At 67.0% G+C, this 24,117-nt stretch carries 16 protein-coding genes and 1 pseudogene; 7 read left to right on the top strand and 10 right to left on the bottom strand.

The window, feature by feature from the left end; all coding sequences use genetic code 11:
- Positions 1-54 precede the first annotated feature (54 nt).
- Together WBB07_RS28350 and WBB07_RS28345 are read right to left on the bottom strand one after the other, a co-directional pair.
- Positions 55-3,783: a multifunctional oxoglutarate decarboxylase/oxoglutarate dehydrogenase thiamine pyrophosphate-binding subunit/dihydrolipoyllysine-residue succinyltransferase subunit gene (locus tag WBB07_RS28350; RefSeq protein WP_526312888.1), complete on the bottom strand. Its 3,729-nt coding sequence runs from the start codon at positions 3,781-3,783 to the stop codon at positions 55-57.
- Positions 3,784-4,003: 220 nt separating this feature from the next.
- Entirely contained in the window at positions 4,004-4,771 is a 768-nt protein-coding gene (locus tag WBB07_RS28345) for a hypothetical protein (protein ID WP_526312886.1), read from the bottom strand.
- Positions 4,772-4,950: 179 nt separating this feature from the next.
- On the opposite strand from WBB07_RS28345, the gene WBB07_RS28340 reads away from it, so the two are divergent.
- Both WBB07_RS28340 and WBB07_RS28335 read left to right on the top strand, forming a co-directional pair.
- Entirely contained in the window at positions 4,951-6,156 is a 1,206-nt protein-coding gene (locus WBB07_RS28340; protein ID WP_526312884.1) for a multidrug effflux MFS transporter, read from the top strand.
- A 291-nt stretch (positions 6,157-6,447) separates the two neighbouring features.
- Positions 6,448-8,493, top strand: a complete 2,046-nt coding sequence (locus WBB07_RS28335; RefSeq protein WP_526313049.1) for an MFS transporter — start codon at positions 6,448-6,450, stop codon at positions 8,491-8,493.
- A gap of 83 nt (positions 8,494-8,576) precedes the next feature.
- On the opposite strand, the gene WBB07_RS28330 is transcribed toward WBB07_RS28335, so the two are convergent.
- Positions 8,577-11,975, bottom strand: a complete 3,399-nt coding sequence (locus tag WBB07_RS28330; RefSeq protein ID WP_526312882.1) for a TM0106 family RecB-like putative nuclease — start codon at positions 11,973-11,975, stop codon at positions 8,577-8,579.
- Positions 11,976-12,015: 40 nt separating this feature from the next.
- On the bottom strand, positions 12,016-12,651 hold the full coding sequence (locus WBB07_RS28325; protein ID WP_526313047.1) for an LppP/LprE family lipoprotein: 636 nt from the start codon (positions 12,649-12,651) through the stop codon (positions 12,016-12,018).
- Positions 12,652-12,682: 31 nt separating this feature from the next.
- On the opposite strand from WBB07_RS28325, the gene WBB07_RS28320 reads away from it, so the two are divergent.
- The 3 genes from WBB07_RS28320 to WBB07_RS28310 all read left to right on the top strand — a co-directional run bounded on the left by WBB07_RS28320 (position 12,683) and on the right by WBB07_RS28310 (position 16,440).
- On the top strand, positions 12,683-14,431 hold the full coding sequence (locus WBB07_RS28320) for a DEAD/DEAH box helicase (protein ID WP_526312880.1): 1,749 nt from the start codon (positions 12,683-12,685) through the stop codon (positions 14,429-14,431).
- The gene (locus WBB07_RS28315) at positions 14,428-15,621 is read left to right on the top strand and encodes an acyltransferase family protein (RefSeq protein ID WP_526312878.1); all 1,194 of its coding nucleotides are present in this window, start codon (positions 14,428-14,430) and stop codon (positions 15,619-15,621) included. Before WBB07_RS28320 ends, WBB07_RS28315 begins: the two co-directional genes overlap by 4 nt.
- 96 nt (positions 15,622-15,717) lie before the next feature.
- Positions 15,718-16,440, top strand: coding sequence for a siderophore-interacting protein (locus tag WBB07_RS28310; protein WP_526312876.1), 723 nt, complete (start codon positions 15,718-15,720; stop codon positions 16,438-16,440).
- Positions 16,441-16,546: 106 nt separating this feature from the next.
- Here WBB07_RS28310 and WBB07_RS28305 read toward each other — a convergent pair whose 3' ends face one another.
- From WBB07_RS28305 to tap, 4 genes and pseudogenes are all read right to left on the bottom strand, one after another.
- A complete protein-coding gene (locus WBB07_RS28305; RefSeq protein WP_526312874.1) occupies positions 16,547-17,131 on the bottom strand; it encodes a TetR/AcrR family transcriptional regulator in 585 nt (194 codons plus the stop codon).
- Positions 17,131-18,372, bottom strand: a complete 1,242-nt coding sequence (locus WBB07_RS28300) for a cytochrome P450 (RefSeq protein ID WP_526312872.1) — start codon at positions 18,370-18,372, stop codon at positions 17,131-17,133. Before WBB07_RS28300 ends, WBB07_RS28305 begins: the two co-directional genes overlap by 1 nt.
- Positions 18,373-18,431: 59 nt before the next feature.
- On the bottom strand, positions 18,432-19,799 hold the full coding sequence (locus WBB07_RS28295) for an FAD-binding oxidoreductase (protein ID WP_526312870.1): 1,368 nt from the start codon (positions 19,797-19,799) through the stop codon (positions 18,432-18,434).
- A gap of 9 nt (positions 19,800-19,808) precedes the next feature.
- Positions 19,809-21,050 (bottom strand): annotated as a pseudogene (gene tap, locus WBB07_RS28290) (multidrug efflux MFS transporter Tap); the annotation flags it as partial.
- 44 nt (positions 21,051-21,094) lie between these two features.
- On the opposite strand from tap, the gene WBB07_RS28285 reads away from it, so the two are divergent.
- A complete protein-coding gene (locus WBB07_RS28285; protein WP_526312868.1) occupies positions 21,095-21,922 on the top strand; it encodes a uracil-DNA glycosylase in 828 nt (275 codons plus the stop codon).
- A 255-nt stretch (positions 21,923-22,177) separates the two neighbouring features.
- Positions 22,178-23,227 carry an LLM class flavin-dependent oxidoreductase gene (locus tag WBB07_RS28280; protein ID WP_526313045.1) on the top strand — a complete coding sequence of 350 codons (1,050 nt, stop codon included), beginning with the start codon at positions 22,178-22,180 and terminating at the stop codon, positions 23,225-23,227.
- Here the strand turns inward: WBB07_RS28280 and WBB07_RS28275 are convergent.
- A complete protein-coding gene (locus WBB07_RS28275; protein ID WP_526312866.1) occupies positions 23,224-23,697 on the bottom strand; it encodes a nitroreductase family deazaflavin-dependent oxidoreductase in 474 nt (157 codons plus the stop codon). The two genes, WBB07_RS28280 and WBB07_RS28275, sit on opposite strands and share 4 nt — an antisense overlap.
- Before the next feature lie 13 nt (positions 23,698-23,710).
- On the bottom strand, positions 23,711-24,117 hold a 407-nt coding region (locus WBB07_RS28270), incomplete at its 5' end, for a PucR family transcriptional regulator (protein WP_526312864.1).

Genomic DNA, 24,117 nt, shown 5'->3' with positions numbered 1-24,117 from the left:
ACTCCTTTCGGAGTGTTGTGTACAAACGCGCGCGCTCGTGACGAGAGGTAAAACTCAGCCGAAGGCCTCGTCGAGGATCTCCTGCTGCTCGACAGCGTGCACCTTCGACGAGCCCGACGACGGAGCCGACATGGCCCGTCGCGACACCCGCTTGATCCCGACCAGCTTCTCCGGCAACAACTCCGGCAGCGCCAGGCCGAACGTCGGCCACGCCCCCTGGTTGGCCGGCTCTTCCTGCACCCAGTAGAACTGCTTGGCATTCGGGTACTGACCGAGGATGCGGCTCAGACGGCGCGGTGGCAGCGGGTACAGCTGCTCGATGCGCACGATCGCGATGTCGTCGCGCTTGTCCTTGGCCTTCCTGGCCGCCAGGTCGTAGTACAGCTTGCCGCTGCACAGCAGGACCCGCTCCACCGCGGACCGGTCGCCGTCGCCCTCGACGTAGAGGGGCTCTTCCATCACCGATTGGAACTTCGCTTCGGTGAACTCCTTGATATCGCTGACCGCGGCCTTGTTGCGCAGCATCGACTTCGGGGTGAACACGATCAGCGGCCGATGGATGCCGTCCAACGAGTGCCGGCGCAGCAAGTGGAAGTAGTTGGCCGGCGTCGACGGCTGAGCCACCGTCATCGACCCTTCCGCGCACAGCTGCAGGAACCGCTCGATGCGGCCCGACGTGTGGTCCGGCCCCTGACCTTCGTGGCCGTGCGGAAGCAGCAGCACCACGTCGGACAGCTGGCCCCACTTGGCCTCACCGGAGCTGATGAACTCGTCGATGATCGACTGTGCACCGTTGACAAAATCACCGAACTGGGCCTCCCAGAGGACCAGCGCCTCCGGGTTGCCCACCGAGTAGCCGTACTCGAAGCCCACGGCGGCGAACTCCGACAGCGCGGAGTCGTACACCAGGAACTTGCCACCCGTCGGGTTGCCGTCCTCGCCGAGAGCCAACAGCTGCAGCGGGGTGAACTCTTCACCGGTCTTGCGGTCGATGATCACCGAGTGCCGCTGGGTGAAGGTGCCACGCCGGGTGTCCTGGCCGGAGAACCGGATGAGCTTGCCCTGGTTCACCAGCGAGCCGAGTGCCAGCAGTTCGCCGAAGGCCCAGTCGACCTTGCCTTCGTAGGCCATCTCGCGGCGCTTCTCCAACACCGGCTTCACGCGGGGATGGACGGAGAAGCCCTCGGGGATCGCCAGATGGGCATCGCCGATCTTGGCCAGCAGGGACTTGTCCACCGCGGTGGTGAGCCCCCTGGCCGGCAGCTGCTCGGACTCCACCGACTCGCTGGGCTCGACATCGTGCTTCTCGAGCTCGCGCACCTCGTTGAAGACCCGCTCGAGCTGGCCCTGGTAGTCGCGCAGGGCGTCCTCGGCCTCTTTCATCGAGATGTCGCCGCGGCCGATCAGCGCTTCGGTGTAGGTCTTGCGGACGCCACGCTTGTGGTCGATCACGTCGTACATCGCCGGCTGGGTCATCGACGGGTCGTCGCCCTCGTTGTGCCCGCGGCGGCGGTAGCACAGCATGTCGATGACAACGTCCTTCTTGAACTTCTGCCGGAAGTCGACGGCCAGTTTCGCGACCCACACACAAGCTTCGGGATCATCACCGTTGACGTGGAAGATCGGCGCACCGATCATCTTCGCCACGTCGGTGCAGTACTCGGACGACCGCGAGTTCTCCGGTGAGGTGGTGAAGCCGACCTGGTTGTTGACGATCATGTGGATGGTGCCGCCGGTGCGGTAACCCCGCAGCAGCGCCAGGTTCAGTGTCTCGGCCACCACACCCTGGCCGGCGAATGCCGCATCACCGTGCAGCATCAGCGGAACCACGGAGAAGCCCTCGGCCCCGTCACCCTTGTCCATCAGATCCTGCTTGGCCCGGACCAGACCTTCGAGAACCGGATCCACCGCTTCCAGGTGTGAGGGGTTGGCGGTCAGCGAAACCTCGATGTCGTTGTCGCCGAACATCTGGAAGTACGTGCCGGAGGCGCCCAGGTGGTACTTCACATCGCCGGAACCATGCGCCTGCGACGGATTCAGGTTGCCCTCGAACTCGCTGAAGATCTGCGCGTACGGTTTGCCGACGATATTGGCCAGCACGTTGAGCCGGCCGCGGTGCGGCATGCCGATGACCACTTCGTCGAGGCCGTGTTCGGCACACTGGTCGATCGCCGCGTCCATCATCGGGATGATGGTTTCGGCGCCTTCCAGGGAGAACCGCTTCTGCCCGACGTACTTGGTCTGCAGGAAGGTCTCGAAAGCCTCTGCGGCATTCAGGCGCGACAGAATGTACTTCTGCTCGGCGACCGTCGGCTTCTCGTGCTTGACCTCGACACGTTCCTGAAGCCACTGCTGCTGCTCGGGCTCGAGGATGTGGGTGTACTCCACCCCGACATGGCGGCAGTACGCGTCGCGCAGCACCGACAACACGTCGCGCAGCTTGCGGTGCTGCGAGCCGGCGAACCCGTCGACCTTGAATTCGCGGTCCAGATCCCACAGCGTCAGACCGTGGCTGAGCACATCGAGGTCGGGGTGGCTGCGGAAGCGGGTCTTGTCCAGGCGCAGCGGGTCGGTATCGGCCATCAGATGGCCGCGGTTGCGGTACGCCGCGATCAATTCGATGATGCGGGCGTTCTTGTCCGCGATCGAATCCGGGTTGTCGGTCCGCCAGCGCACCGGCTCGTAGGGAATGCCCAGCTCGAAGAAGATCTCGTCGTAGAACTCGTCGTCGAGCAGCAGCTGGTGCACCGTGCGCAGGAAATCGCCGGATTCGGCACCCTGGATGATCCGGTGATCGTAGGTCGACGTGAGAGTGATCAGCTTGCCCATGCCCAGGTCGGCGATGCGCTGTTCGCTGGCGCCCTGGAACTCGGCGGGATACTCCATCGCGCCGGCACCGATGATCGCGCCCTGGCCTGCCATCAGGCGCGGCACCGAATGCACGGTGCCGAGGGTGCCCGGGTTGGTCAGCGAGATCGTCACGCCGCCGAAGTCCTCGGCCGTCAGCTTGCCGTCACGGGCCCGCCGCACGATGTCCTCGTACGCAGCGATGAACTGACCGAACTTCAGCGACTCGCAGTTCTTGATGGCCGCAACCACCAGAGTCCGCTTACCGTCTTTGCCCGGCAGATCGATGGCCAGGCCCAGGTTGGTGTGGGCCGGAGTCACCGCGTTCGGCTTGCCGTCGATCTCGGCGTAGTGCCGGTTCATGTTCGGGAAGCTCTTGACGCCCTGGACGATCGCGTATCCCAGCAGGTGGGTGAAGCTGATCTTGCCGCCGCGGGTGCGCTTGAGATGGTTGTTGATGACGATGCGGTTGTCGATCATCGCCTTTGCCGGGATGGCCCGCACGCTGGTGGCGGTGGGCACTTCCAACGAGGCGTTCATGTTCTTGACGACGGCGGCGGCAGCACCACGCAGCACCTGGGTCTGCTCGACGGCAGGGGCCGGCGCCTTGGCCGCGGGGGCCTTGTCGGCGGCGGGCTTGGCTGTCGGTTGTGCACTCGGCGCCGCGGCCCCGTTACTGGTCGGGGGAGTCTTGGCAGGAGGCGCCGGCTTGGTGGGCGGCGGCGCGGGCTTGGGCTCCGGCGGCGCTGTCGGTGCGGCTTGCGCGTTCCCGGTCGCCGGTGTTGCGGTCGACGTGCCACCGACGGGCTCGGGGTTGTAGTCGACCAGGAACTCGTGCCAACTCGGGTCGACCGAGGACGGGTCTTCGCGGAACTTCTGGTACATCTCCTCGACCAACCATTCGTTTTGCCCGAATGGTGAACTTGTACTGCTCACAGCAGCTGCTCGCCTCGATTCAGTGTTTTGCTGATTCAGTGTTCTGTTGTTCCAGGCAAGCGGGCTGCGGTGGCTGCTTGCCACATTGTTTGTCGCCGGGTGCGGTGGCGGTGCTACTGCGGCCGTGTTTCGCCGCACTAAAGGCTATCGCGTGTGTCGTGTGTCGGACCATGGCAGTCGGAGAGAGGTTGTGCACAGTCTCTCCCCGGTGCTCCACTCCTCAGTCACCACCGGGAAGAGCGGGCACGATGTGCAGCGGAGCGGGCCAGCGGGCAGACGGCGGACCGAACGCGGCCCGGGAGTTGCTGACGATCTTCTTGCCCATCAATCTGTTGCCGCCGCCGCCGACCACGGCGCCGATTCCCACCGGCAACATCTTGCCCACGGCCAGCGCGCCACGTTTGAGGGCATACCGCTTGACGAAGTACTTGAACAGTCGGGAGTTGAGCTGCGATACGGCGGGCAGCGGTAGCGAGGCGGCGCCTTCGGACAGCCACGCACCACTGGTGCGGCTCGGGCCGAGGAGGTCCGCGACCGCTCCCTTGCTCTCCTCGCCGACCAGCACGGCCAGCACCAGCGCGCGGCGCCGTTCGCGGTCCTCGGCCGGAATGCCGTGCACCTCGGCGACTGCCAGCACGAACACCGCCGTGGCTTCGAGGAAGACCACTGTCTCGCCGGCCACGGCCGACATGGCGACCAAGGTGCCGATGCCGGGGAACGCGGCTGCGGACCCGACGGCGGCTCCGCTGGCCATCACTGCGGCCAGGTAGTGCTTCTCCAGCTTGGTGATGATCTCGGCGGGCGTGGCGTCGGGATTGGCGGCGCGCAGTCGTGCGACATAGCTACGGATCGCGGGCGCCTGTACCCGCGAGCCACTCTCGATCAGGTGCGACAACACCCTGGCTGCCGGGCCGGGGTCCTCATCGACGCGGGCGGGCAGGTTGACGGGGGCCGCACCCTGACGGGCCTTCGATCGTCCCATGCTCATCGAGCCTCCCAGGAAGTTCTTGTCTCTCAGGCTAGCGAACATCCAACGAATGACGGACCGAGTCGGTGCCCGGCAGTGAATCCGGTCACGGTTCACCCGCCCGGGGACTAATCGAACGTCCGTCGGTGTTCTAGTTATCCGTGGTTTTGACCGAGTTGGCTCCGCCCAATCGCATTCGAATGATTCTGGTTCTGGGCGCGCTGGTGGCGTTGGGGCCGCTGACCATCGACATGTACCTCCCCGCGCTGCCGAACATCGCCGACCAGTTGTCGGTGACCGAATCGGTGGTGCAGTTGACGCTGACCGGCACCTTGGCCGGGTTGGCGCTCGGCCAGCTGATCGTCGGTCCGTTGTCGGACTCCCTGGGACGGCGGCGGCCGCTGATTGCCGGGATCATCCTGCATGTGGTCGCTTCGCTGGTGTGCTTGGCGGCGCCGAACATCGAAGTGCTTGCGGTGGGTCGAGTCCTGCAGGGGATGGGTGCCGCTGCGGCAGCGGTGGTGGCGCTGGCCGTGGTCGGAGACCTGTACTCCGGTTCCGCGGCGGCGACGGTGATGTCGCGGCTGGTTCTGGTTCTCGGGGTCGCGCCGGTATTGGCGCCGACGCTGGGAGCGCTGGTGTTGCGGCACGGCGCCTGGCCCTGGGTGTTTGCGGCGTTGGCGCTGGCCGCAGTCGGCCTGCTGCTGGTCGCCGTGTTTGCGCTGCCGGAGACCTTGCCGGTGGCCCGCCGTCGTGACCTGCACGGCCGCAGCATTGCGCGGACCTATCTGAAGCTGTTCCGCGATATCCGGTTTGTGGTGCTGATCGGCGTTGCCGCTCTGGGGATGGCGGGGCTGTTCGCGTTCATCTCCGCGGCACCTTTTGTGTTGCAGGGCCGCTACGGGATGGACCAGCAGACCTTCGCCCTGGTGTTTTCCGCCGGCGCCGTGGTGCTCATCGGATCCACCCAGTTCAACGTGGTCCTGCTCCGGTGGTTCGCCCCCCAACGGATCATGCTCTGGGCATTGGCCGTCGCCGCGGTTGTCGGTGTGGTGTTCCTGGTGCTGGCGTTCACCCATACCGGCGGAGTGGTCGGTTTCCTGGCGCCGGTGTGGGGGATCCTCGCGGCGATCGGACTGGTGTTGCCCAACGCGCCGGCGGTGGCGTTGTCCCGACATCCGGAGGCCGCCGGAACCGCGGCAGCCACGTTGGGGGCGGCGCAATTCGGGGTGGGGGCGGCCGTCGCGCCCTTGGTCGGTGTACTCGGCAACAACGAGATCGCGCTGGCGGTGGTGATGGCGACTTCTGTCACCGTCGCGCTGGTGGCGCTGCTGGCGGTGAGTGCCGGCACCGGTGCCGTCGAGTCCGAGACCGCAGACCCCGACCGGGTGGGCGAACCCGCCTGAGTCGCGTCATCCGGGTTGTGAGCTGTCGGTGTCGCTACGTATCGTTCGGCCCGATCGCCGCGCACGGGGTGCGGCCGGCTTCTTCTCCAGCGCTGCCCATCGGACTCACCGACAGGTTGGGGTGGCACCATGCCCAGTGAAGCCGAGGCGCCGATGGCCGGTCGGATCGAACCTGAGTGAGGGGGCCGAATGACGGAATCCCGCGGGCGCCAGGCTGCCCGGGGTGTGTCGCCCGCGTCCTCTGAGGGCGCCGGCTCGTTCCAAGGCAACCCGTGGAATGCGCTGTGGGCGATGCTGGTCGGCTTCTTCATGATCCTGGTGGACTCGACGATTGTCGCCGTCGCCAACCCCAGCATCATGGACAGCCTGCAGACCGGCTACGACGCAGTGATCTGGGTGACCAGTGCCTACCTCCTGGCTTACGCGGTACCACTGCTGATCGCGGGCCGACTCGGTGATCGGTTCGGGCCCAAGAACCTGTACGTGATCGGTCTGGCGGTGTTCACCGTCGCCTCTCTGTGGTGCGGGTTCTCCGAATCGATCGAAATGCTGATCGCCGCGCGGGTGCTGCAGGGCATCGGCGCCGCCCTGCTCACCCCACAGACCCTGTCCACGATCACCCGGATCTTCCCTCCCGAACGTCGCGGTGTGGCGATGAGCGTGTGGGGCGCCACGGCGGGTGTGGCGACGTTGGTGGGGCCGTTGGCCGGCGGTGTGCTGGTCGACTCCCTCGGCTGGCAGTGGATCTTCTTTGTCAACGTCCCGATCGGCGTGATCGGAATCTCCTTGGCCGTCTGGCTGATCCCGGTACTGCCCACCGAGAAGCACCGCTTCGACGTTCTGGGTGTGCTGCTGTCCGGGATCGGCATGTTCCTGATCGTGTTCGGCCTGCAGGAAGGCCAGTCCAACGATTGGGTCTGGTGGATCTGGGCTTTGATCGCCGCCGGAATCGCGGCACTGGTGGCGTTTGTCTACTGGCAGGCGGTCAACCCGAACGAACCGCTGATCCCGCTGCGTATCTTCCGGGACCGCAACTTCAGTCTGGCCAACGCCGGCGCCGCAGTGATCGGGTTTGTCATCACCGCGTTCATCGTGCCGGTGATGTTCTACGCACAGGCGGTCTGCGGGTTGTCGCCGACGCGTGCGGCGCTGCTCACGGCGCCGATGGCGGTGACCACGGGTGTGCTGGCCCCGTTTGTCGGGCGGATCGTCGACCGGTCCCATCCGCGTCCGGTGGTGGGATTCGGGTTCTCGATGCTGGCCATCTCGTTGACCTGGCTGTCGATCGAGATGACGCCGACAACACCGATCTGGCGGTTGGTGTTACCTCTCATGGGTTTGGGTGTGGCGACCGCGTTTGTCTTTGCGCCATTGGCGGCGACGGCCACTCGGAACTTGGCACCGGATGTGGCGGGGGCGGCCTCAGGCGTCTACAACGCCACCCGACAGGTCGGCTCGGTGCTCGGCAGTGCGGCGATCGCGGCGTTCATGACAGCGCAAATCAGCGCCGAGATTCCGGGTAGCGCTCCCAACCGGGCTCCCGAGGGCGCCGTGACAGAGCTGCCCACGTTCCTGCTCGAACCGTTTGCGTCGGCGTTGTCGCAGTCGTTGCTGCTGCCGGCGTTCGTGGCGTTGTTCGGGATCATCGCCGCGCTGTTCCTGCTCGGGACGCGGTCGCGCCGCGCGGTGCCGGCGCGGCGCGCGGTGCCGGTGGTGTTGCCCCCGGACGCACGTACCGAGGTGATCGCGGCGATCGGTGATGATCACGACGCCCATGGGGATGACTCCTTTGGGGACGGAGCCTATGGGGACGACGATTTCGACGACGATTTTGCCGATGACGAGTACCTGGAGGTCGAGCTCGCCGCCGAGCAGGTCACCGACCAGTTCGACCTCGGCTTCCACGACGAACTGCGCGATCGGCTCCTCGACGGGGAAGTGACCGACCAGATTCCGGTGCGGCTCGCTCACGCGCAGGCCGATCCCGCCCCCTACGGTCGCGATGCCAACTTCCTCGATGAGGCCGAATCCGACGGTGATGTCGGTCCTTACGGCGATGCCGAACCGTACGAAACTGTCGGGCCGGTGTTCGATCGTGAGTCGATCGTAGTTGCGCACAACGGCTTTCGCGCCGATTCGGGGCCCTTGCAGTATCGGCAGGCGGGCGGCTTCGATGCGCTGTCGGCTAGTTTCGCCGATCTCGTGGAAGAGCGGGACCGGATGTCGCGGCACCGTCTCGCCGAGGAAGACTCGGCGGTACGCGGTGGCCGGCACTATCGGGATGACACCGAAGGCCGGCCCGCGCGTGGCAGGCAGTCGGACCCGAGCGGCAGTTAGCGGTTCCAGCTGCGTTCGCGACGGGCTGACACCGCCTGAGGGCCCGGCGTTGCCGCCTCGATGTCGCGGTGTCCCGGCTCAACTCACTCGGTCAGGGCCAGGAACGCACCGAGGTCGATCAGCCCGCTCGGGGTGGACGGAAGGTACTCGGTGAGCAACGCCGACCGGACGATCACCGCGGTGTGTTTCGCCCGGCTGACGGCAACGTTGAGGCGGTTTCTGTTGAGCAGGAACGAGATCCCCCGGGGCACGTCCTCGGCGGTGGACGCTGTCATCGACACGAACACCACCGGCGCCTGCTGCCCCTGGAACTTGTCGACGGTGCCGGCGCGGACATCGCCGAACCCGGCCGCGTCGAGGTGCCGGCGCAGCATCGCCACTTGGGCGTTGTAGGGAGTCACCACCAGGATGTCGGCGCCGCACAGTGGCCGTGTCCGGTCCTGATCAGTCCAGTCCCGGCCGATCAGATCGGCGATCTCGGCGACGATCGTGGCCGCCTCTTCGGGGCTTTCCGTCGAATTGCCGCTGTGGTCGACGGTGCACACCTGCACCCCCGGGGCGTAGCCGCTGATGCTGCGCCGCGTGGTGACGGCCTCCACCGAGGTCAGCCTGCCGTCATAGGACAACCGTGACACCGCGGCGCACACCAACGGATGCATCCGCCAGGAGCGGTCCAGGAAGTAGCCGCGCTCGTCGGACAGGGTGTGTTGCCCCTCGACCAGCCAGCCCAGCGCCGATTCGTCGACCGGTTCGGGGTGGGTGCCCTGACTGACCTGCGGTAGTTGCTGTGGATCGCCGAGCAGCAGCAGGTTGTGCGCAGCCGGGGCCACCGCGATGGTGTTGGCGAGGCTGAACTGGCCGGCCTCCTCGACCACCAGCAGGTCCAGGCTGCCCGGCGGGACCCGGGTCGCATTGGCAAAATCCCAGCTGGTGCCGCCGATCACGCAGCCGTTGTGTTCGGCGACAAAGCTGGGATAGCTCTTGGCGTCGATGTCCTGCCACGCCGCGTTGTCGCTGCGGGTCTCCCGTTTGGCCACCACCGCGGCGTCGACCCCGGCGCCGATGATGCCGCCGAACAGGTTCTCCACCACCGCATGTGACTGTGCCACCACGCCGATCCGCCACCGCGATTCGGTGACCAGTCGCGCGATGATCGCCGCCGCGGTATGCGTCTTGCCGGTACCCGGCGGCCCGTGGACCGCCAGATACGAGGAGTCCAGGTCGCGCAGGGCGCGGGTGATGTCGTCGATCGGGGCGCCCCCGTGCGGCAGCTCCCCGCCGGAGTGGGTGCGCGGTCGCCGGCGCAGCAGCAGGTCGACGATGGCGGTGTCCGGTAGCCGCGGCAGACCGTCGGCGATCTGGCCGGCTGTCGCGTCGATCGAGTCACGCTGGGCCTTGGTGGCTATCGGCGGGCCCGGCGTGAGCGCAAACGGCAGCTGATCGAAGGGATCGCCGTCCCTGGGTTCACGTTCGAGTACCACCACCGCCGAAGGGGTTTCGGGGTCATCGCGGTCCACCAACTGCACACTTCCGAAAGCGCGGCGTTCCGGGTCGTCGCTCAGGCCGGCGGGGGACGGCGGCGCATACAGCGCGTACATGTCGGTGCCGAGGTCGCCGGCGGCCAGCGCCCCGGTGAGCTGTATCCGGCGCTGAGGTTTGCGGGCGCGTGGCGGCGTGTGCCAGTCCTGTACCACGGTGGCGCTTTCGGCCAGGAAAACGCCTGTCTCATCGCCCCATTCGTCGACAGGGTTGTTGAGTCGGTCGAAATGCGCCCACCAGAACGGTTTGTCTTCGCGGCGGTGATAGCCGCGGGCGGCGGCGATCATCGCGACGGCCGATTGTGCCGGGCTGCGCGCGGCCGGATCCTCGCCGACAAATTTGGACAGGCGGCGGGCCAGCTGATCATCATCGGTCTCGGAGCGCTGGTGATCGCCGACCGGCAGCGAGCCCATCGGGGGCACCGAGGATTCGATGGCGCGGGCCACCAGCCAGTCGCGCAATCGGCGGGTGGAGCGGCAGTCGTAACGGTTGTACTCGCAGATCTCCCCGAGCAGCGCATCGGCATCGGCGTCGCGTCCGGCGTCGCGCAGCTCGCCGTAGCGGGCGTACTCGGTGATCGAGTCCGTGGCGGTGGTGACCTCGCCGGTGCGCAGCTCCGCACCCATGTAGAGCGGCTCCAGCGATTTGATGCTGTAGTTTTCGGCACCCACTCGAATGCTCTTGCGTACCAGTGGGAAAAGGTCCACCAGCACTCCGTTGCGCAGGAGATCGTCCACCTCGTCCTCGCCGACGCCGTGGCGTCCCGCCAGCCGCAGCAGCGCGGTCTTCTCGTAGGCGGCGTAGTGGTAGATGTGCATGTGCGGGTATCGCCTGCGACGTTTGCGCACCAATGCGAGGAAGTCCTGCAACGCTTTTCGTTCGGCAGCCCGGTTGTGTGCCCACAGCGGCTGGAAGGTGTCGGTGCAGTCGAGCACCCCGAACAGGTATTCCAGACCCCAGTCGGCGCCGTCGGCCGTCCACAACGGGTCACCTTCGAAATCGAAGAACAGATCCCCTTTGTCGGGGTTGGGCAGCACCATCAACGGCTGGGCGTCGGCGACCTGGTAGGCCGGTTTGCCGTCCACCCGGGGCTCTTTCTGCAGCCGGGCCTGCTCGGCCAGCGCGGTGACGGTGCGCTGCGGTAGCTCGGCGACGGTGCCGGTGAAGGCGGCGAGCTCGGTGACGCTGGTGACCCCGGATTCGAGGAACCGGGCCCGCTGGCTGACCCGCATGCCGGCCACCAGCAGCAGGTCGTCGTGTTCGCGGACCTTGGCGTCACAGTCGGAACAGCGGAAGCAGGCCCGAACCTTGTCGTCCTCCCAGCGCACCGGTGCCCCGCCGGCGAAGTGCCGGTCCAGCAGCTGCTCCAGCGCGGCGCGTCGCGGCCGGTACACCGGGATGATCTCGTCGAGCCGGTACCGGATCTGGGCTCCGGTACCCAGGATCAGTTCGGCCTCGTCGTGCACCGGTACGCCGGCGCCCGTCAGGGTGTCGGCGTAGGCCGCCAGCTGCAGCAGTGCCTCCACCTTGGCGGAGAGTGCAAGTTTGGTGTCCGAAACCCGGTAGCGGCCGTTCTCGAGGATCAGGAAGTCGGCAAAACCCAGGAACCGGCCGTCGAACATGGCCGCCTGGTAGACGACTGGCGCTTGCCCGGACAGCGCGTCCATGGTCTGTTGGGCTGCGGCGGTCAGCCCGGCGGCGGAGTACCTGGGCCGGTCGATGACGGTGACGCCACCGTCGAACTGAGCCGTCAGCTGGGCGAGGCGCCGATGTTCGTGCTCGTCGCCGAGCGCCGCGGTGCGGGCCAGGAGTTGGTCACCGCCGGGAGCCGCGGGACCCCATCCCAGTTTGGCGTCGAATGCCCGCAGCAGGGCGTATTCACAGCGCGCCGCGGCCGCCAGATCCGAGGCGCTGTAGAGGACACGGGCGCCGTCGACGAACACAGCCCTCACTGTAAGTGGCGGCCCCGACAGGCCGAGACCACTAGCCGGTGTTGCCGATCAACTCCACACCGCTGCCGTTCCACCGGAACTTCACCACGCTGGCCAGACCGGTGATCTGGCTGGAGTACTGCAGCGCCACGGTGTCCCCGGTGCTCTGCGAGGTGTCGAGGCCGTTGAACCCGAAGGTGTCCGGCACCCCGGCCGGGATGAAGTTCCCCTGATGGAACAGCACCGCCCGCGTGTTCGGGTTGTCGGCGTTGGTGTTGGCCTTGATGATCACCGCGGACAGCTGGGCGCACGCGTTGTAATTGCCCGCGATGGGCTCCGGGTTCCAGGCCTGCCCGCTGCGCGGGTCCTTGGGTAATTCGGAGACCGCTTTGACGATCGCCGGGGCGGCCAGGTCGATGGCGCACGGGTCGGCGGGCTCGCTGGGCGGCGGCGGGGGAGGCGGAGGTGGTGACGCGGGACCGTCCGGGAGGTTGGTCGTTGGATTGGTCACGGTGGCCTCGGGTGTCTGAGAGACGGTGGAGTCCCCCGAGCCGCAGGCCGGAGCCGCCAGCACCGCGATCACCAGGGCCGCGCCGCCGATCACCCGGCGCGCTTGCCCTGTCAACACTCCCTCGGCCCACACACCGCGCCAGGCTACCGGCAGCCGAATGTGGTCACTGGCAGGCATCGCCATGATCGGCCGATAGACTGCTACCTCGATGAGCACCTCCGATTCCGATCAGCCAGTCACGGCTCCGGCACAGGCGACAGCCGCGCCGCAGTCCTTCGCTGATCTGCAGATCCATCCCGCCGTGCTGGAAGCGGTGTTGGAAGTGGGGTACGAGACGCCGTCGGCGATCCAGGCCGCCACCATTCCGGCGCTGTTGGCCGGCTCCGACGTCGTGGGACTCGCCCAGACAGGTACCGGTAAAACGGCGGCCTTCGCGATCCCGATCCTGTCGAAGATCGACACCGAGAGCCGCGCCACGCAGGCCCTGGTGCTGGCACCCACCCGGGAGCTGGCGCTGCAGGTCGCGGAGGCGTTCAGCCGATACGGCGCCAAACTGAAGGTCAACGTCCTGCCGGTGTACGGCGGTTCGTCCTATGTGCCGCAGCTGGCCGGGCTCAAACGCGGTGCCCAGATCGTCGTGGGTACCCCCGGCCGGGTGATCGACCACCTGGAGAAGGGCAGCCTGGACCTGTCGCGCCTGGACTACATGGTGCTCGACGAGGCCGACGAGATGCTCCAGATGGGGTTCGCCGAGGATGTCGAGCGGATTCTCGCCGACACCCCCGAGTACAAGCAGGTCGCGCTGTTCTCGGCGACCATGCCGCCGGCCATCCGCAAGATCACCAGCAAGTATCTCCACGACCCGGTCGAGGTCACGGTCAAGGCCAAGACCCAGACCGCCGAGAACATCACCCAGCGTTACATCCAGGTGGCGGGACCCCGCAAGATGGACGCGCTGACCCGGCTGCTCGAGGTCGAGCCGTTCGAGGCGATGATCGTCTTTGTCCGCACCAAGCAGGCCACCGAAGAGGTCGCCGAGAAGCTGCGGGCCCGCGGATTCGCCGCGGCCGCCATCAACGGTGACATTCCGCAGGCGGTGCGGGAACGCACCATCGCGTCGCTCAAGGACTCCTCGATCGACATCCTGGTCGCCACGGATGTGGCCGCCCGCGGCCTGGACGTCGAGCGCATCTCGCACGTCGTGAACTACGACATTCCGCACGACCCCGAGTCCTATGTGCACCGCATCGGCCGCACCGGTCGGGCCGGGCGCTCGGGAACGGCGCTGCTGTTCGTCTCGCCGCGGGAACGGCACCTGCTCAATGCGATCGAACGGGTGACGCGGCAGAAGCTGGTGGAATCCCAGCTGCCGTCGGTCGACGATGTGAACGCCCAGCGGGTGCAGAAGTTCCGCGATTCGATCACCACTGCGCTCGGTTCGTCTGAAATCGAGGTGTTCCGCAAGCTGATCGAGGGCTACGAGCGCGACCACGATGTGCCGATGGCCGATATTGCCGCCGCGCTGGCGCTGCTGAGCCGCGACGGTGCGGAGTTCCTGATGACCGAACCGCCGCCGGAGAAACGTCGTGAGCGCCCCGACCGTCCGCCGCGTCCGGACAAGCCGATGCGCCGCGACGGCGGTTTTGCCACCTACCGGATCGACGTGGGTAAGCGGCACAAGGTGATGCCGGGTGCGATCGTCGGAGCCATCGCCAACGAGGGCGGTCTGCACCGCAGCGATTTCGGGCACATCACCATCCGGCCCGACTTCTCGTTGGTGGAGCTGCCGCCCAACTTGCCGGCGGACACGCTCAGGAAGCTGGAGAAGACCCGCATCCAGGGCAACCTGATCAACCTGCAGCCCGATGACTCGGCGGGTGGTCCGCCGCGCGGGCCCCGGACCGGCTCAGGGTTCAAACGCGACACCAAGCCCAAGAAGCACCGCAAGGCGCAATGACGGCGGCCAGGGATTTGGACGCGGTCGGCGGTCTGGAGCAGGTTTCCACCGCTGACCGGGTCGCTTCCCTCACTGGCGTCCGTGCGGTAGCGGCGATCCTGGTGGTGGCCACCCACGCCGCCTACACCACCGGGCGCTACCCGCAGGGTTTCCTGGGCCTGGTGTATTCGCGGATGGAGGTCGGCGTCCCGATCTTCTTCGCGCTGTCGGGTTTTCTGTTGTTCCGGCCGTGGGTACAGGCGGCCGCGGCCCGGCCGGCCCCGGGAACCGGCGCGGCACAGGGGGCGGACGCTGCTGCCGAGGCGCGCCCGTGGCCGTCGGTGCCGCGCTACGCCTGGCACCGGGTGCGCCGGATCATGCCGGCGTATGTGGTGACGGTGCTGCTGGCGTATCTGATCTATCACTTCCGGACGGCCGGGCCCAATCCCGGGCACACCTGGGAGGGGTTGTTCCGCAATCTCACGCTGACCCAGATCTACACCGACAGCTACATGTTCTCGTATCTGCATCAGGGGTTGACGCAGATGTGGAGCCTGGCCGTCGAGGTCGCGTTCTATGTGGCGCTGCCCGCGCTGGCGTATCTGCTGCTGGTGCTGTTGTGCCGCCGGGTCTGGCGGCCGGGGCTGCTGCTGGCCGGGCTGGGCGCCTTGGCGCTCCTGTCGCCGGTGTGGCTGACGGTGGTGCATGACACCACGTTTCTGCCGGACGGGGCTCGGCTGTGGTTGCCGACGTATCTGATCTGGTTCGTGGGGGGCATGCTGCTGGCGGTGCTGCAGGCGATGCGGGTCACGTGTTATGCCTTTGTTGCGGTGCCGATCGCGTTGATCTGTTTTCTCATCGTGTCGACGCCGATCGGTGGTGAGCCCACGACGTCGCCGGCGCAGCTGTACGAGGCTCTGTTCAAGACCGGTTTCTATGCGGTGATCGCGACTCTGGTGATCGCACCGCTGGCGTTGGGCAACCGTGGCTGGTACTCCCGGATCTTGGCGAGCAGACCGATGGTGTGGTTGGGGGAGATCTCGTATGAGATCTTCCTGGTGCACCTGGTGATCATGGAACTCGCGATGGTGGAGATCCTGCGTGATCCGGTTTACACCGGATCGACCTGGCAGCTGTTTGTGGTGACGATGGTGCTGACGATCCCGGTCTCGTGGCTGCTGCATCGCTTCACGCGGGTGCGCAGTTCCTGATCGGTTGTCCCGGAGCTCTCCCGAGGGCGGAGTCGCCCGCGCCAATCAAAGTTAGGCTACCCTTACTGCATCGACTGCAGCAGGAAGGGGCCCGGCATGGCCGAGCAGAAACCGTCTCGTGGGTTGACCGGCGCACTGGTCAAACTGTGGCGCGGCGGCGATTACGAGCTGACCGTCACCGGCCGCACCCAGATCAGCTCGCATTACCTGCGCCTGCACTTCAGCGCCGGTGACTTGCTGAAGGAACGCGCCGTCCACCCGACCATGTGGATTCGCGGTTGGTTCCCCGATGGCGACAAGTCACATCAGCGTGGCTACACGCTGGTCAATCCGGATCCGGTTGCCGGGACCGTCGACATCGACTTTGCCCTCCACGAGGGCCTGGCCACCCGGTGGGCGCAGTTGGCGGAGCCCGGTGACGTCCTCGAGGTGACGGTGCTCGGCAGCGACTTCCGGCTACCGACCCCGGGACCGGCCGGGTATGTGATCGTCGGTGACACCGCGTCACTGCCTGCCATCAACTCGTTGTTGGGGTCCATCGGCGATACCCCGGCGAAGGTGTTCCTCGAAGCCGGACATGCCGATGACCGGGAGATTCCGGTGGCGGCGCCGGCGACTGCCGCGGTGACCTGGGTGGACCGCAAGAACGCCGGGGCGGCGCTGGTTGAGGTGGTCAGTTCCTCGGCGTTCGACGCGTCCGACCATTTCGGCTGGGTGGCCTGCGACAACCGCACCACCCGCAGCGTGGCCCGGGTGCTCCGGGAGAACTACGCGATTCCGAAGAAGTCCATCAAGGCCCAGGGATATTGGGTGTCCTGACCGGCAGGCTTGCCGCTGGTCATCGGCTACGCCAATGCGGCGTTGCCCACCGGTCGCGGAACAGTGGTCATCACCCTGGGCTCGCACCCAGGTGCCGAGCTGCGGGTCACCGTGTAGCCCGCGGCGCCGGGGTCATGATCGGTATCAGGAACTCCTCGACCATGGAGCGTTCGTCGTCGGCGTCGCGGCCCGGCAGCAGCAACAGAGACGTCACAACCCGCACCAGCCATCGTGCTTTGCGTTCCACGGCGTCCGGGTCGTCAGGCCCCAGCGAGACGATGAACGCCGATCCCATCGCTTGGATGACGTCGGATTGTTCGGCGATCTCGATGCCGATCGGTGCGCCGCTGGTCGCGAACCAGGAGTTCAACGCGGGGCTTCGGCGGACCAGGTCCAGCGATGTCAGGAAACCGGCGACCAGGCGTTCCCGCGGGTCGGCGATATCGGCGATGTGTTCGGTCATCGCGTTGTGGAGCGCGTGGGCCTCGCGGTGCACGTAAGCGGTGTGCAGAGCTTCCCGGTTCTCGAAGTATCGATACAGCGTGGCACGCGAACACCCTGCGGTAGCGGCGATCTCGTGCATCCCAACCGAATCCGGGCGGCGGGTGGCGAAGAGCTCGCCGGCGGCGTCGAGGATCCGGTCGGCGGCGACCTCACTGCGCCGCGACCCCAGCCAGTTGTTGCCCGCCATCAGGATTTCACCGTGAACGGGATCGACACCGGCCGTCGCACATAACTGCCTCCGGCCCATCGGATACCGGTCTCATCGATCTCGAAATCAGGGCACCGGGTGAGCAATTCGTCCAAGGTCACCCGAGCCTGCATGCGCGCTGCCGCCGCGCCCAGACAATGGTGGGCGCCATGACCGAAGGTCAGGATGTTGCGGGGTTTGCGGGTCACGTCGAGGTCGCCGGCATCCGGGCCGTATTGCCGTTCATCACGATTGCCCGAGGCATAGAGCAACAATACCCGCCGGCCCTCGCCGATCGTGGTCTCGCCGATGGTCACGTCGCAGGTTGTGGTGCGGGCCAGCCCCTGTACCGGTGAGGTGAGGCGCAGGAACTCGTCCAACGCGTCGGGAATCAGGTCCGGATTCTCGGTGAGCAACCGCCGCTGATCCGGCCGCTGATGCAGCAATTGAACTGAGCCGCCGAGCATTCCGGTGGTGGTGTCGTTACCGCCGGTGACCATGGTGAAGGTGAAGGCCAGTATGGGGAACGCGTCGACGCCGGCCGCCGCCAGGTGTGACACCGTGTCGTCCTCGGGGTGGGTGCGCCGTCGGTCGATCAGTGCGGTGAAGTAGCTCATCATCTCGCCGAGCGCGTCGCCGAGAGTCTGGAGCGCGCCGCCGATTCCGTTCTCGGCGGTGTTGGCTGCGACGATCGCCTCGGTCCATCGATCGAACTGCGCCCGGTCGGACTCGGGAACGCCGAGGTAGTGGGCCACCACCATCGTCGGCAGGGGTTTGAACAGTTCGGTGACGATGTCACCGCCGCCGTTGGCGCGCAGCCTCTCGATGCGGCCCGCCACGTAGTCGCGTACTCGGGGTTCGACCGTTTCCACCTGGCGCGGGGTGAATCCGCGGGACACCAGCTTGCGAAAGGCGGTGTGCAGCGGAGGGTCCTGCATGACCATCGGTGGGTTGTCTTGCAGGCCGATCTTTTCCAGTTCGCCGTAGTTGACCGTGAGGCCCTGCGAGGAGGAGAAGGTGTGGTGATCGCGGGCGGCCGCCCAGATGTCGGCGTGTCGGGACAGTACGTAGTAGTCCCGATCGCCGTTCGGGACGGGAAGTCTGCCGGTCGGTTCGGGGAAGACATGATGCACCGGGTCGTGGTCACGCAGCGTGCGGTACATCGGCCACGGATCGGCCCAGGTGTCGGCTGTGGCCAGGGTGAACCGCGCCGCACCTGAATGAGACAGAGTATCTGTCATGTCTTATGGATACGACAGCCGGGCGCGAGTGTCAACCCCGGTGGGGCAACCGGACTGGATCAGACGACAGCACCCGGATTGAGAATGCCGTCGGGATCCAGCGCCGCCTTGATCCGCCGATTGAGTTCCATCGCCTCCGGACCCAGATACCCAGCCAGCCATGGCTTCTTGAGCCGGCCGACGCCATGCTCGCCGGTGATGGTGCCGCCCAGGCCGACGGCCAGATCCATGATGTCGCCGAACGCCTTGTTGGCCCGCTCGGTCTCGGCGGCGTCGGCGGGGTTGTAGACGATCAGCGGATGGGTGTTGCCGTCGCCGGCGTGGGCGATCACCGAGATCAGCAGCCCCGAGTCAGCGGCCAGCTTCTCGATGCCCGAAACCAGGTCGGCGAGCGCGGACAGGGGTACGCCGACATCCTCCAGCAGTAGTGAGCCCTTCGCTTCGACGGCCGGGATGCAGAAGCGCCGCGCCGCGACAAATGCTTCTCCCTCTTCGGGATCGTCGGTCGAAAAGACCTCGGCGGCACCGTGTTCGGTGAACACTGCGGCCATGAACGCGGCGTCCTCGGCGCCGGTGGGGCCACGTTCGTCGGAGGTCGCAACCAGCATGGCGGCGGCGGATCGGTCCAGGCCCATCCGCAGCTTGTCCTCGACGGCGTTGATCGCCGCCGAATCCATGAACTCCAGCATCGCGGGGCGGATCGTGGCCGTCACCGCGGCCACCGCGTCACAGGCGGCCCGCACCGAGGCGAACGTCGCCACCACCGTGCACGCCCGGGGCTGTGGCGGCAATAGTCGCAACGTCACTTCGGTGATCACCCCGAGGGTGCCCTCACTGCCGACAAAAAGCTTGGTCAAGCTCAGTCCCGCCACGTCTTTCAGGCGCGGACCGCCGAGCCGCACCGCAGTGCCGTCGGCGAGCACCACCTGCAGGCCCAGCACGTAGTCGGTGGTGACACCGTATTTCACGCAGCACAGCCCGCCGGCATTGGTCGCGATGTTGCCCCCGATGCTGCAGATCTCGAACGACGACGGATCCGGTGGGTACCAGAGGCCGTGCTCGGCGACCGCTTTTTTCACCTCGGCGTTGAGCAGCCCGGGTTGCACGACTGCGGTCCGGGTCACCGGGTCGACGGCGATGTCTCGCATCTTCTCCGTGGACAGCACGATGCCGCCGTTGACCGCCGTGGACCCGCCGGACAGACCGGTGCCCGCACCGCGGGGAACCACCGCGACGTGGTGTTGGGTGGCCCACCGCATCACGGTCTGTACCTCTTCGGTGCGGCGTGGTCGCACCACGGCCAGCGCAGTGCCCGCATCGGGATCGAGGGCGCGGTCCTGACGGTAGGACGCCACGATGTCGGGGTCGGTGACGACGACGCCGTCGGGCAGCGCACTGGTCAAATCCGCGATTGTGAAGGGGGTCACAGGTCGATTCTATGTGGTGGGATCGTGGTCCAGTTCCCGCAGCGAACCCATGAACACCGCTAACACCCCGATCGCCAGCATCGGCAACGACAACGCCAGGAAGGTGGTCTGCAGTCCCGCCGCGTCGGCGAGTGGACCGGCCACGATCAGGCCCAGCGGCCCGGCGGCGTAGGCCAGTGAGCCCATCACCCCGACCACCCGGCCCCGCAGATGCTGTGGCGCGCGGGTTTGCATCACGTAGTTGTAGATCGGCGCGATGGGTCCGTACACCAGGCCGACGAGGGCGCACAAAACCAGGATCAGCGGCAACGGTGGCAGGAACGCGATGATGGTCATCGCCACGCCGAGCGTCAACACCGCGGTCAGCATGACACCCCGCTTGCTCGAATACTTCGACAGCACTGCGTATCCCAGCGCGCCGAACAGCCCGCCCACCGACAGGGCCATCAGCACCCAGCCGAGGTGGGCGGGCTCGTCACGGTCGGTGAAGTACTTCGGGAACAGCACACTCTCCATCGGCATGTAGAGGCCGGTGACCGTGAGATCGACAAACGCCAGCCCGCGCAGCACCTTGTTGTTCCAGACGAACCTCAAACCCTCGACGATCCCGGCCCACACCCGGTCCGGAAGCTGGTCGCGGTCGGGGGTGCCGATGGCTTCCAGGCGCAGCACCGAGATGGCGGCAATCGAGAGCAGGAACGTCGCGGCCGTCACCCACATGGTGTTGATGCCGCCGATGGTGGCGATCAGCAGCCCGCCGATGCCGGGCCCGACGATATAGGCCAGGTTGAAAACAGCTTCGTAGACCGAGTTGGCGTGGTCGAGTGTCCAGCCGGCCCGGTTGGCGGCTTCGGGCAGCATCGTCTCCCTGGCGGTCATGCCCGCGGGATCGAAGAACGCGCCGAGTGCAGCCAGCGCCGCGAGCACGGCGACACCGATCACGTCGACACCGAAGCTCAGCGCCAGCACGGGTACCGCGGCCACCGACAGCGCCGAGAGCGCATCCGAGATCATCGACACCCGGCGTCGGCCCAGGTAATCGACCGCTGCTCCGGCGATCAGCGTGGCGATGAGCAGCGGCAAGGTGCCGGCCATCGCCACGATCGAGGCGTCGACCGCCGAACCGCTGCGTTGCAGGGCCAGCCACGGAAAAGCGATCAGGGAGATGCCGTTCCCGGCGCCGGCCATCAGGGCGGCGAACAGGATGACGACAACCGGTCCGCGCTTGTTGTTGGCCATGGCGCGGCTGAATCTAGCAGCGCGGACACCGTCGCGACGATCGGTTTTCCGCCGCGGTGCACGATGGTCTGATGCTTGCCCACCCGCGCACCGGCGTCGTCTTCGATTCTCCGGTGCCGCCGGGGCGCGGCTGGCCCGGGGACCCGGCCCGGCGCACCACCCCGATCGCCGGCGACACCGAGGCCGTGTCCGAGCTGGCCGATGCTGGGACGATGCGCGAACTCGACGCGCGGATCAGCGTCTGCCGCGCCTGCCCGCGGTTGGTGCAGTGGCGCGAGGAGGTCGCCGAGGTGAAGCGGCGGGCATTCGCCGACCAGCCGTACTGGGGGCGGCCGGTCCCCGGCTGGGGTGCTGCCAAACCCAGGGTATTCGTGGTGGGGCTGGCACCCGCGGCGCACGGGGCCAATCGCACCGGCAGGATTTTCACCGGCGACCGTTCCGGCGACCAGCTGTTCGCGGCGTTGTACCGCGCCGGCCTGGTCAATCAGCCGACCAGCGTGGATGCCGCGGATGGTTTGGTGGCCAACGGGATTCGCATCAGTTCGCCGGTGCGCTGCGCGCCGCCCGGCAATGCGCCGACGCCGCAGGAGCGGAACACGTGTGCGCCGTGGCTGGCGGCGGAGTGGCAGCGGATCTCGCGTCACGTGCGGGTGGTGGTGGCGTTGGGTGGTTTCGCCTGGCAGGTGGCGCTGTCGATGGTGGGGGAGAAGTCCCGGCCCAAGTTCGGTCACGACGTGGTGTTCGAGGTGTCACCGGGGCTGGTCCTGCTGGGCTGCTATCACCCGAGTCAGCAGAACATGTTCACCGGCCGGCTGACTCCGGAGATGCTCGACGACGTGTTCACCCACGCTCGCGACCTGTCCGGGATCGTGGCGCGTTCGTAACAGGTCAGGATCTCGGCGCCATGTCCGCCAGGTCTGTTCAGTGTTATCTCACACCCCTGCTAACGCGTATCAACGCCCTGCTATCGCTGTTAGCGTGATGTCTCGAACATGTCAGGTTCGGCGCGACAGGCGGGAACGGGCGCCGCACCAGAGTGCACCGACACCGCATGTTTCTGCCATGAGTGCGGCAAGGCTACTGCTACGGGACTCGGCGAAACCGCAATAAATGGGGAGCCGATGACGTTGCGAACGGTTATGCGGCTTTCTGTGCTTGATCTTGTTCCCGTGCGTGCCGACCAAACCACCGCAAACGCCCTGGCCGCCACGGTCCGGCTGGCCCAAGCCGCCGACCGGCTGGGATATACGCGGTACTGGGTGGCCGAGCATCACAACATGCCCGCAGTCGCGGCGACCAGCCCGCCGGTGGTGCTGGCCTACCTGGCCGGGCAGACCGAGCAGATCAGGTTGGGTTCCGGCGGGGTGATGTTGCCCAACCACGCGCCGCTGGCCGTCGCGGAGCAGTTCGCGCTGTTGGAGGCTGCCGCGCCCGGCCGTATCGACCTGGGTTTGGGCCGGGCGCCCGGCTCGGATCCGGTGACGTCGGTGGCGTTGCGGGGTGCCGCGGGGCGCGACGATTCCGACATCACCAACTTCCCGCGTTATCTCGACGAGGTGGCCGCCATGATGAGTGCCACCGGTGTCCGCGTCGAGTTGTCGCGGCAGCTGCAGCGCCCGGACTACATCCTCAAGGCCACGCCGGCGGCGGTCGGTGAACCGAGACTGTGGCTGCTGGGTTCGTCGATGTACTCGGCTCATCTGGCTGCGGCCAAGGGGCTGCCGTACGTGTTCGCCCACCACTTCGCCGGTCAGGGCACCGAGGAGGCGCTGGCCGTCTACCGCGAGGAGTTCCAGCCCAGTGCGCTCACCGCGGAACCGGTGACGTTCATGACGGTCAATGCCTCGGTTGCCGAGACCCGCGAGGAGGCCGAAGCTCTGTTGCTGCCGCAGCTGGTGATGATGGCGACGTTGCGCACCGGAAAGCCGTTGCGTGCCTTGGATCTTGTGGAAGAGGCCGCGCTGATGCAGTTCTCGGCGCAGGAGTACGCGATCATCGAGGACGGTCGTGCCAGAGCGATCGTGGGCACTGCGTCGGAGGCGGCCGCGCAGGTGCGTGAGGTGGCCGAGTACTTCGCGGTGGACGAGGTGATGATCAACCCGGTCGGATCGGCCTACCGCGGTACCGATGCGGCGACCGCGCCGGCCCGGGAGACGACGTTGGAACTACTGGCCAAGGAGCTGTTCTAGCTTGCCGGTCCAGCAGTCGAGGCCGGCCGGGGCGAGAGCGCGATGATCGCGATGGGCCGGTCGGTGCGCCGCTGGTAGGCGGTGTAGCGGTTGGAGTTGTTGGCGTTGACGACGTCCCACAACCGCGGGTAGTCCGGTGCGTCCGGCATCAGGATCTCGGCGTGGACCGGCAATCGTGTTGTGCCCACGTTGATCTCGATGTCCGGGTGGGCTCTGAGGTTGTGGTACCAGGCCGGGTAGCGGTTGGCGCCACCGTTGGATGCGACGACGAGGTATCGCGCGCCGTCGCGGGCGTAGGTCAGCGTGTTGACCCGCGTGGCGCCGGTCTTGGCGCCGATCGTGTGTAACAGCAGGCTGGGGGGAACACCGGGAATGGTGTGCCCGATCCGGCCTCCGGACTTTTGGTAGATGAAGTCATGTACCCGCAGCAAGCGCAGGCCCACCTTCTCCACCGGCGACAGATTGCTCATGGACTCCAGTGTGTCAGCCGAGTCCGGCGATGCGCGCGACTGTGAGCGCGGATGTCAGCTTCAGCAGGTCACGCGGGCGCATCAGCCGCAGTCCGGTCAGCCCTTCCAGTCGGCGGATCCGCTGCGCCACGGTGTTGGGGTGCAGGTGAAGCGTGGCGGCGGCGGCGCGACGATCCAGTTCGTGGTCCAGCAGGACTCGTACCGTGTGCAGTAGTTCGGTGTCGTGGTCGGCGTCGTACTCGATGGCGGCGCCCAGTGTCAGGCGGGCGAAATCCCGGAGCGTGTCGGGGTCGTCGAGCTGTAGCAGCAGGTGGTCGATGGCGACCTCACGCAGGTCGATGACCGCAGCGGATGGCCCGCCGCCGGCCAGGTCGAGGGCGCCGCGCACCGTCCGGAACAGGGTGGCCAGCCGTGCGGGGG

This window comes from Mycobacterium sp. (assembly GCF_049647605.1).
Lineage (GTDB): Bacteria > Actinomycetota > Actinomycetes > Mycobacteriales > Mycobacteriaceae > Mycobacterium.
Note: the sequence above shows the minus strand (reverse complement) of the source record. Positions and strands in the feature narration are given on the sequence as shown.

Bases quoted from the DNA above. Each gene is read 5' to 3' on its own strand.
- WBB07_RS28345 (WP_526312886.1), bottom strand. From the start codon at position 4,771: ATGAGCATGGGACGATCGAAGGCCCGTCAGGGTGCGGCCCCCGTCAAC.
- WBB07_RS28340 (WP_526312884.1), top strand. From the start codon at position 4,951: ATGATTCTGGTTCTGGGCGCGCTGGTGGCGTTGGGGCCGCTGACCATC.
- WBB07_RS28335 (WP_526313049.1), top strand. From the start codon at position 6,448: ATGCTGGTCGGCTTCTTCATGATCCTGGTGGACTCGACGATTGTCGCC.
- WBB07_RS28325 (WP_526313047.1), bottom strand. From the start codon at position 12,651: ATGCCTGCCAGTGACCACATTCGGCTGCCGGTAGCCTGGCGCGGTGTG.
- WBB07_RS28320 (WP_526312880.1), top strand. From the start codon at position 12,683: ATGAGCACCTCCGATTCCGATCAGCCAGTCACGGCTCCGGCACAGGCG.
- WBB07_RS28315 (WP_526312878.1), top strand. From the start codon at position 14,428: ATGACGGCGGCCAGGGATTTGGACGCGGTCGGCGGTCTGGAGCAGGTT.
- WBB07_RS28310 (WP_526312876.1), top strand. From the start codon at position 15,718: ATGGCCGAGCAGAAACCGTCTCGTGGGTTGACCGGCGCACTGGTCAAA.
- WBB07_RS28305 (WP_526312874.1), bottom strand. From the start codon at position 17,131: ATGGCGGGCAACAACTGGCTGGGGTCGCGGCGCAGTGAGGTCGCCGCC.
- WBB07_RS28300 (WP_526312872.1), bottom strand. From the start codon at position 18,372: ATGACAGATACTCTGTCTCATTCAGGTGCGGCGCGGTTCACCCTGGCC.
- WBB07_RS28280 (WP_526313045.1), top strand. From the start codon at position 22,178: ATGCGGCTTTCTGTGCTTGATCTTGTTCCCGTGCGTGCCGACCAAACC.
- WBB07_RS28275 (WP_526312866.1), bottom strand. From the start codon at position 23,697: ATGAGCAATCTGTCGCCGGTGGAGAAGGTGGGCCTGCGCTTGCTGCGG.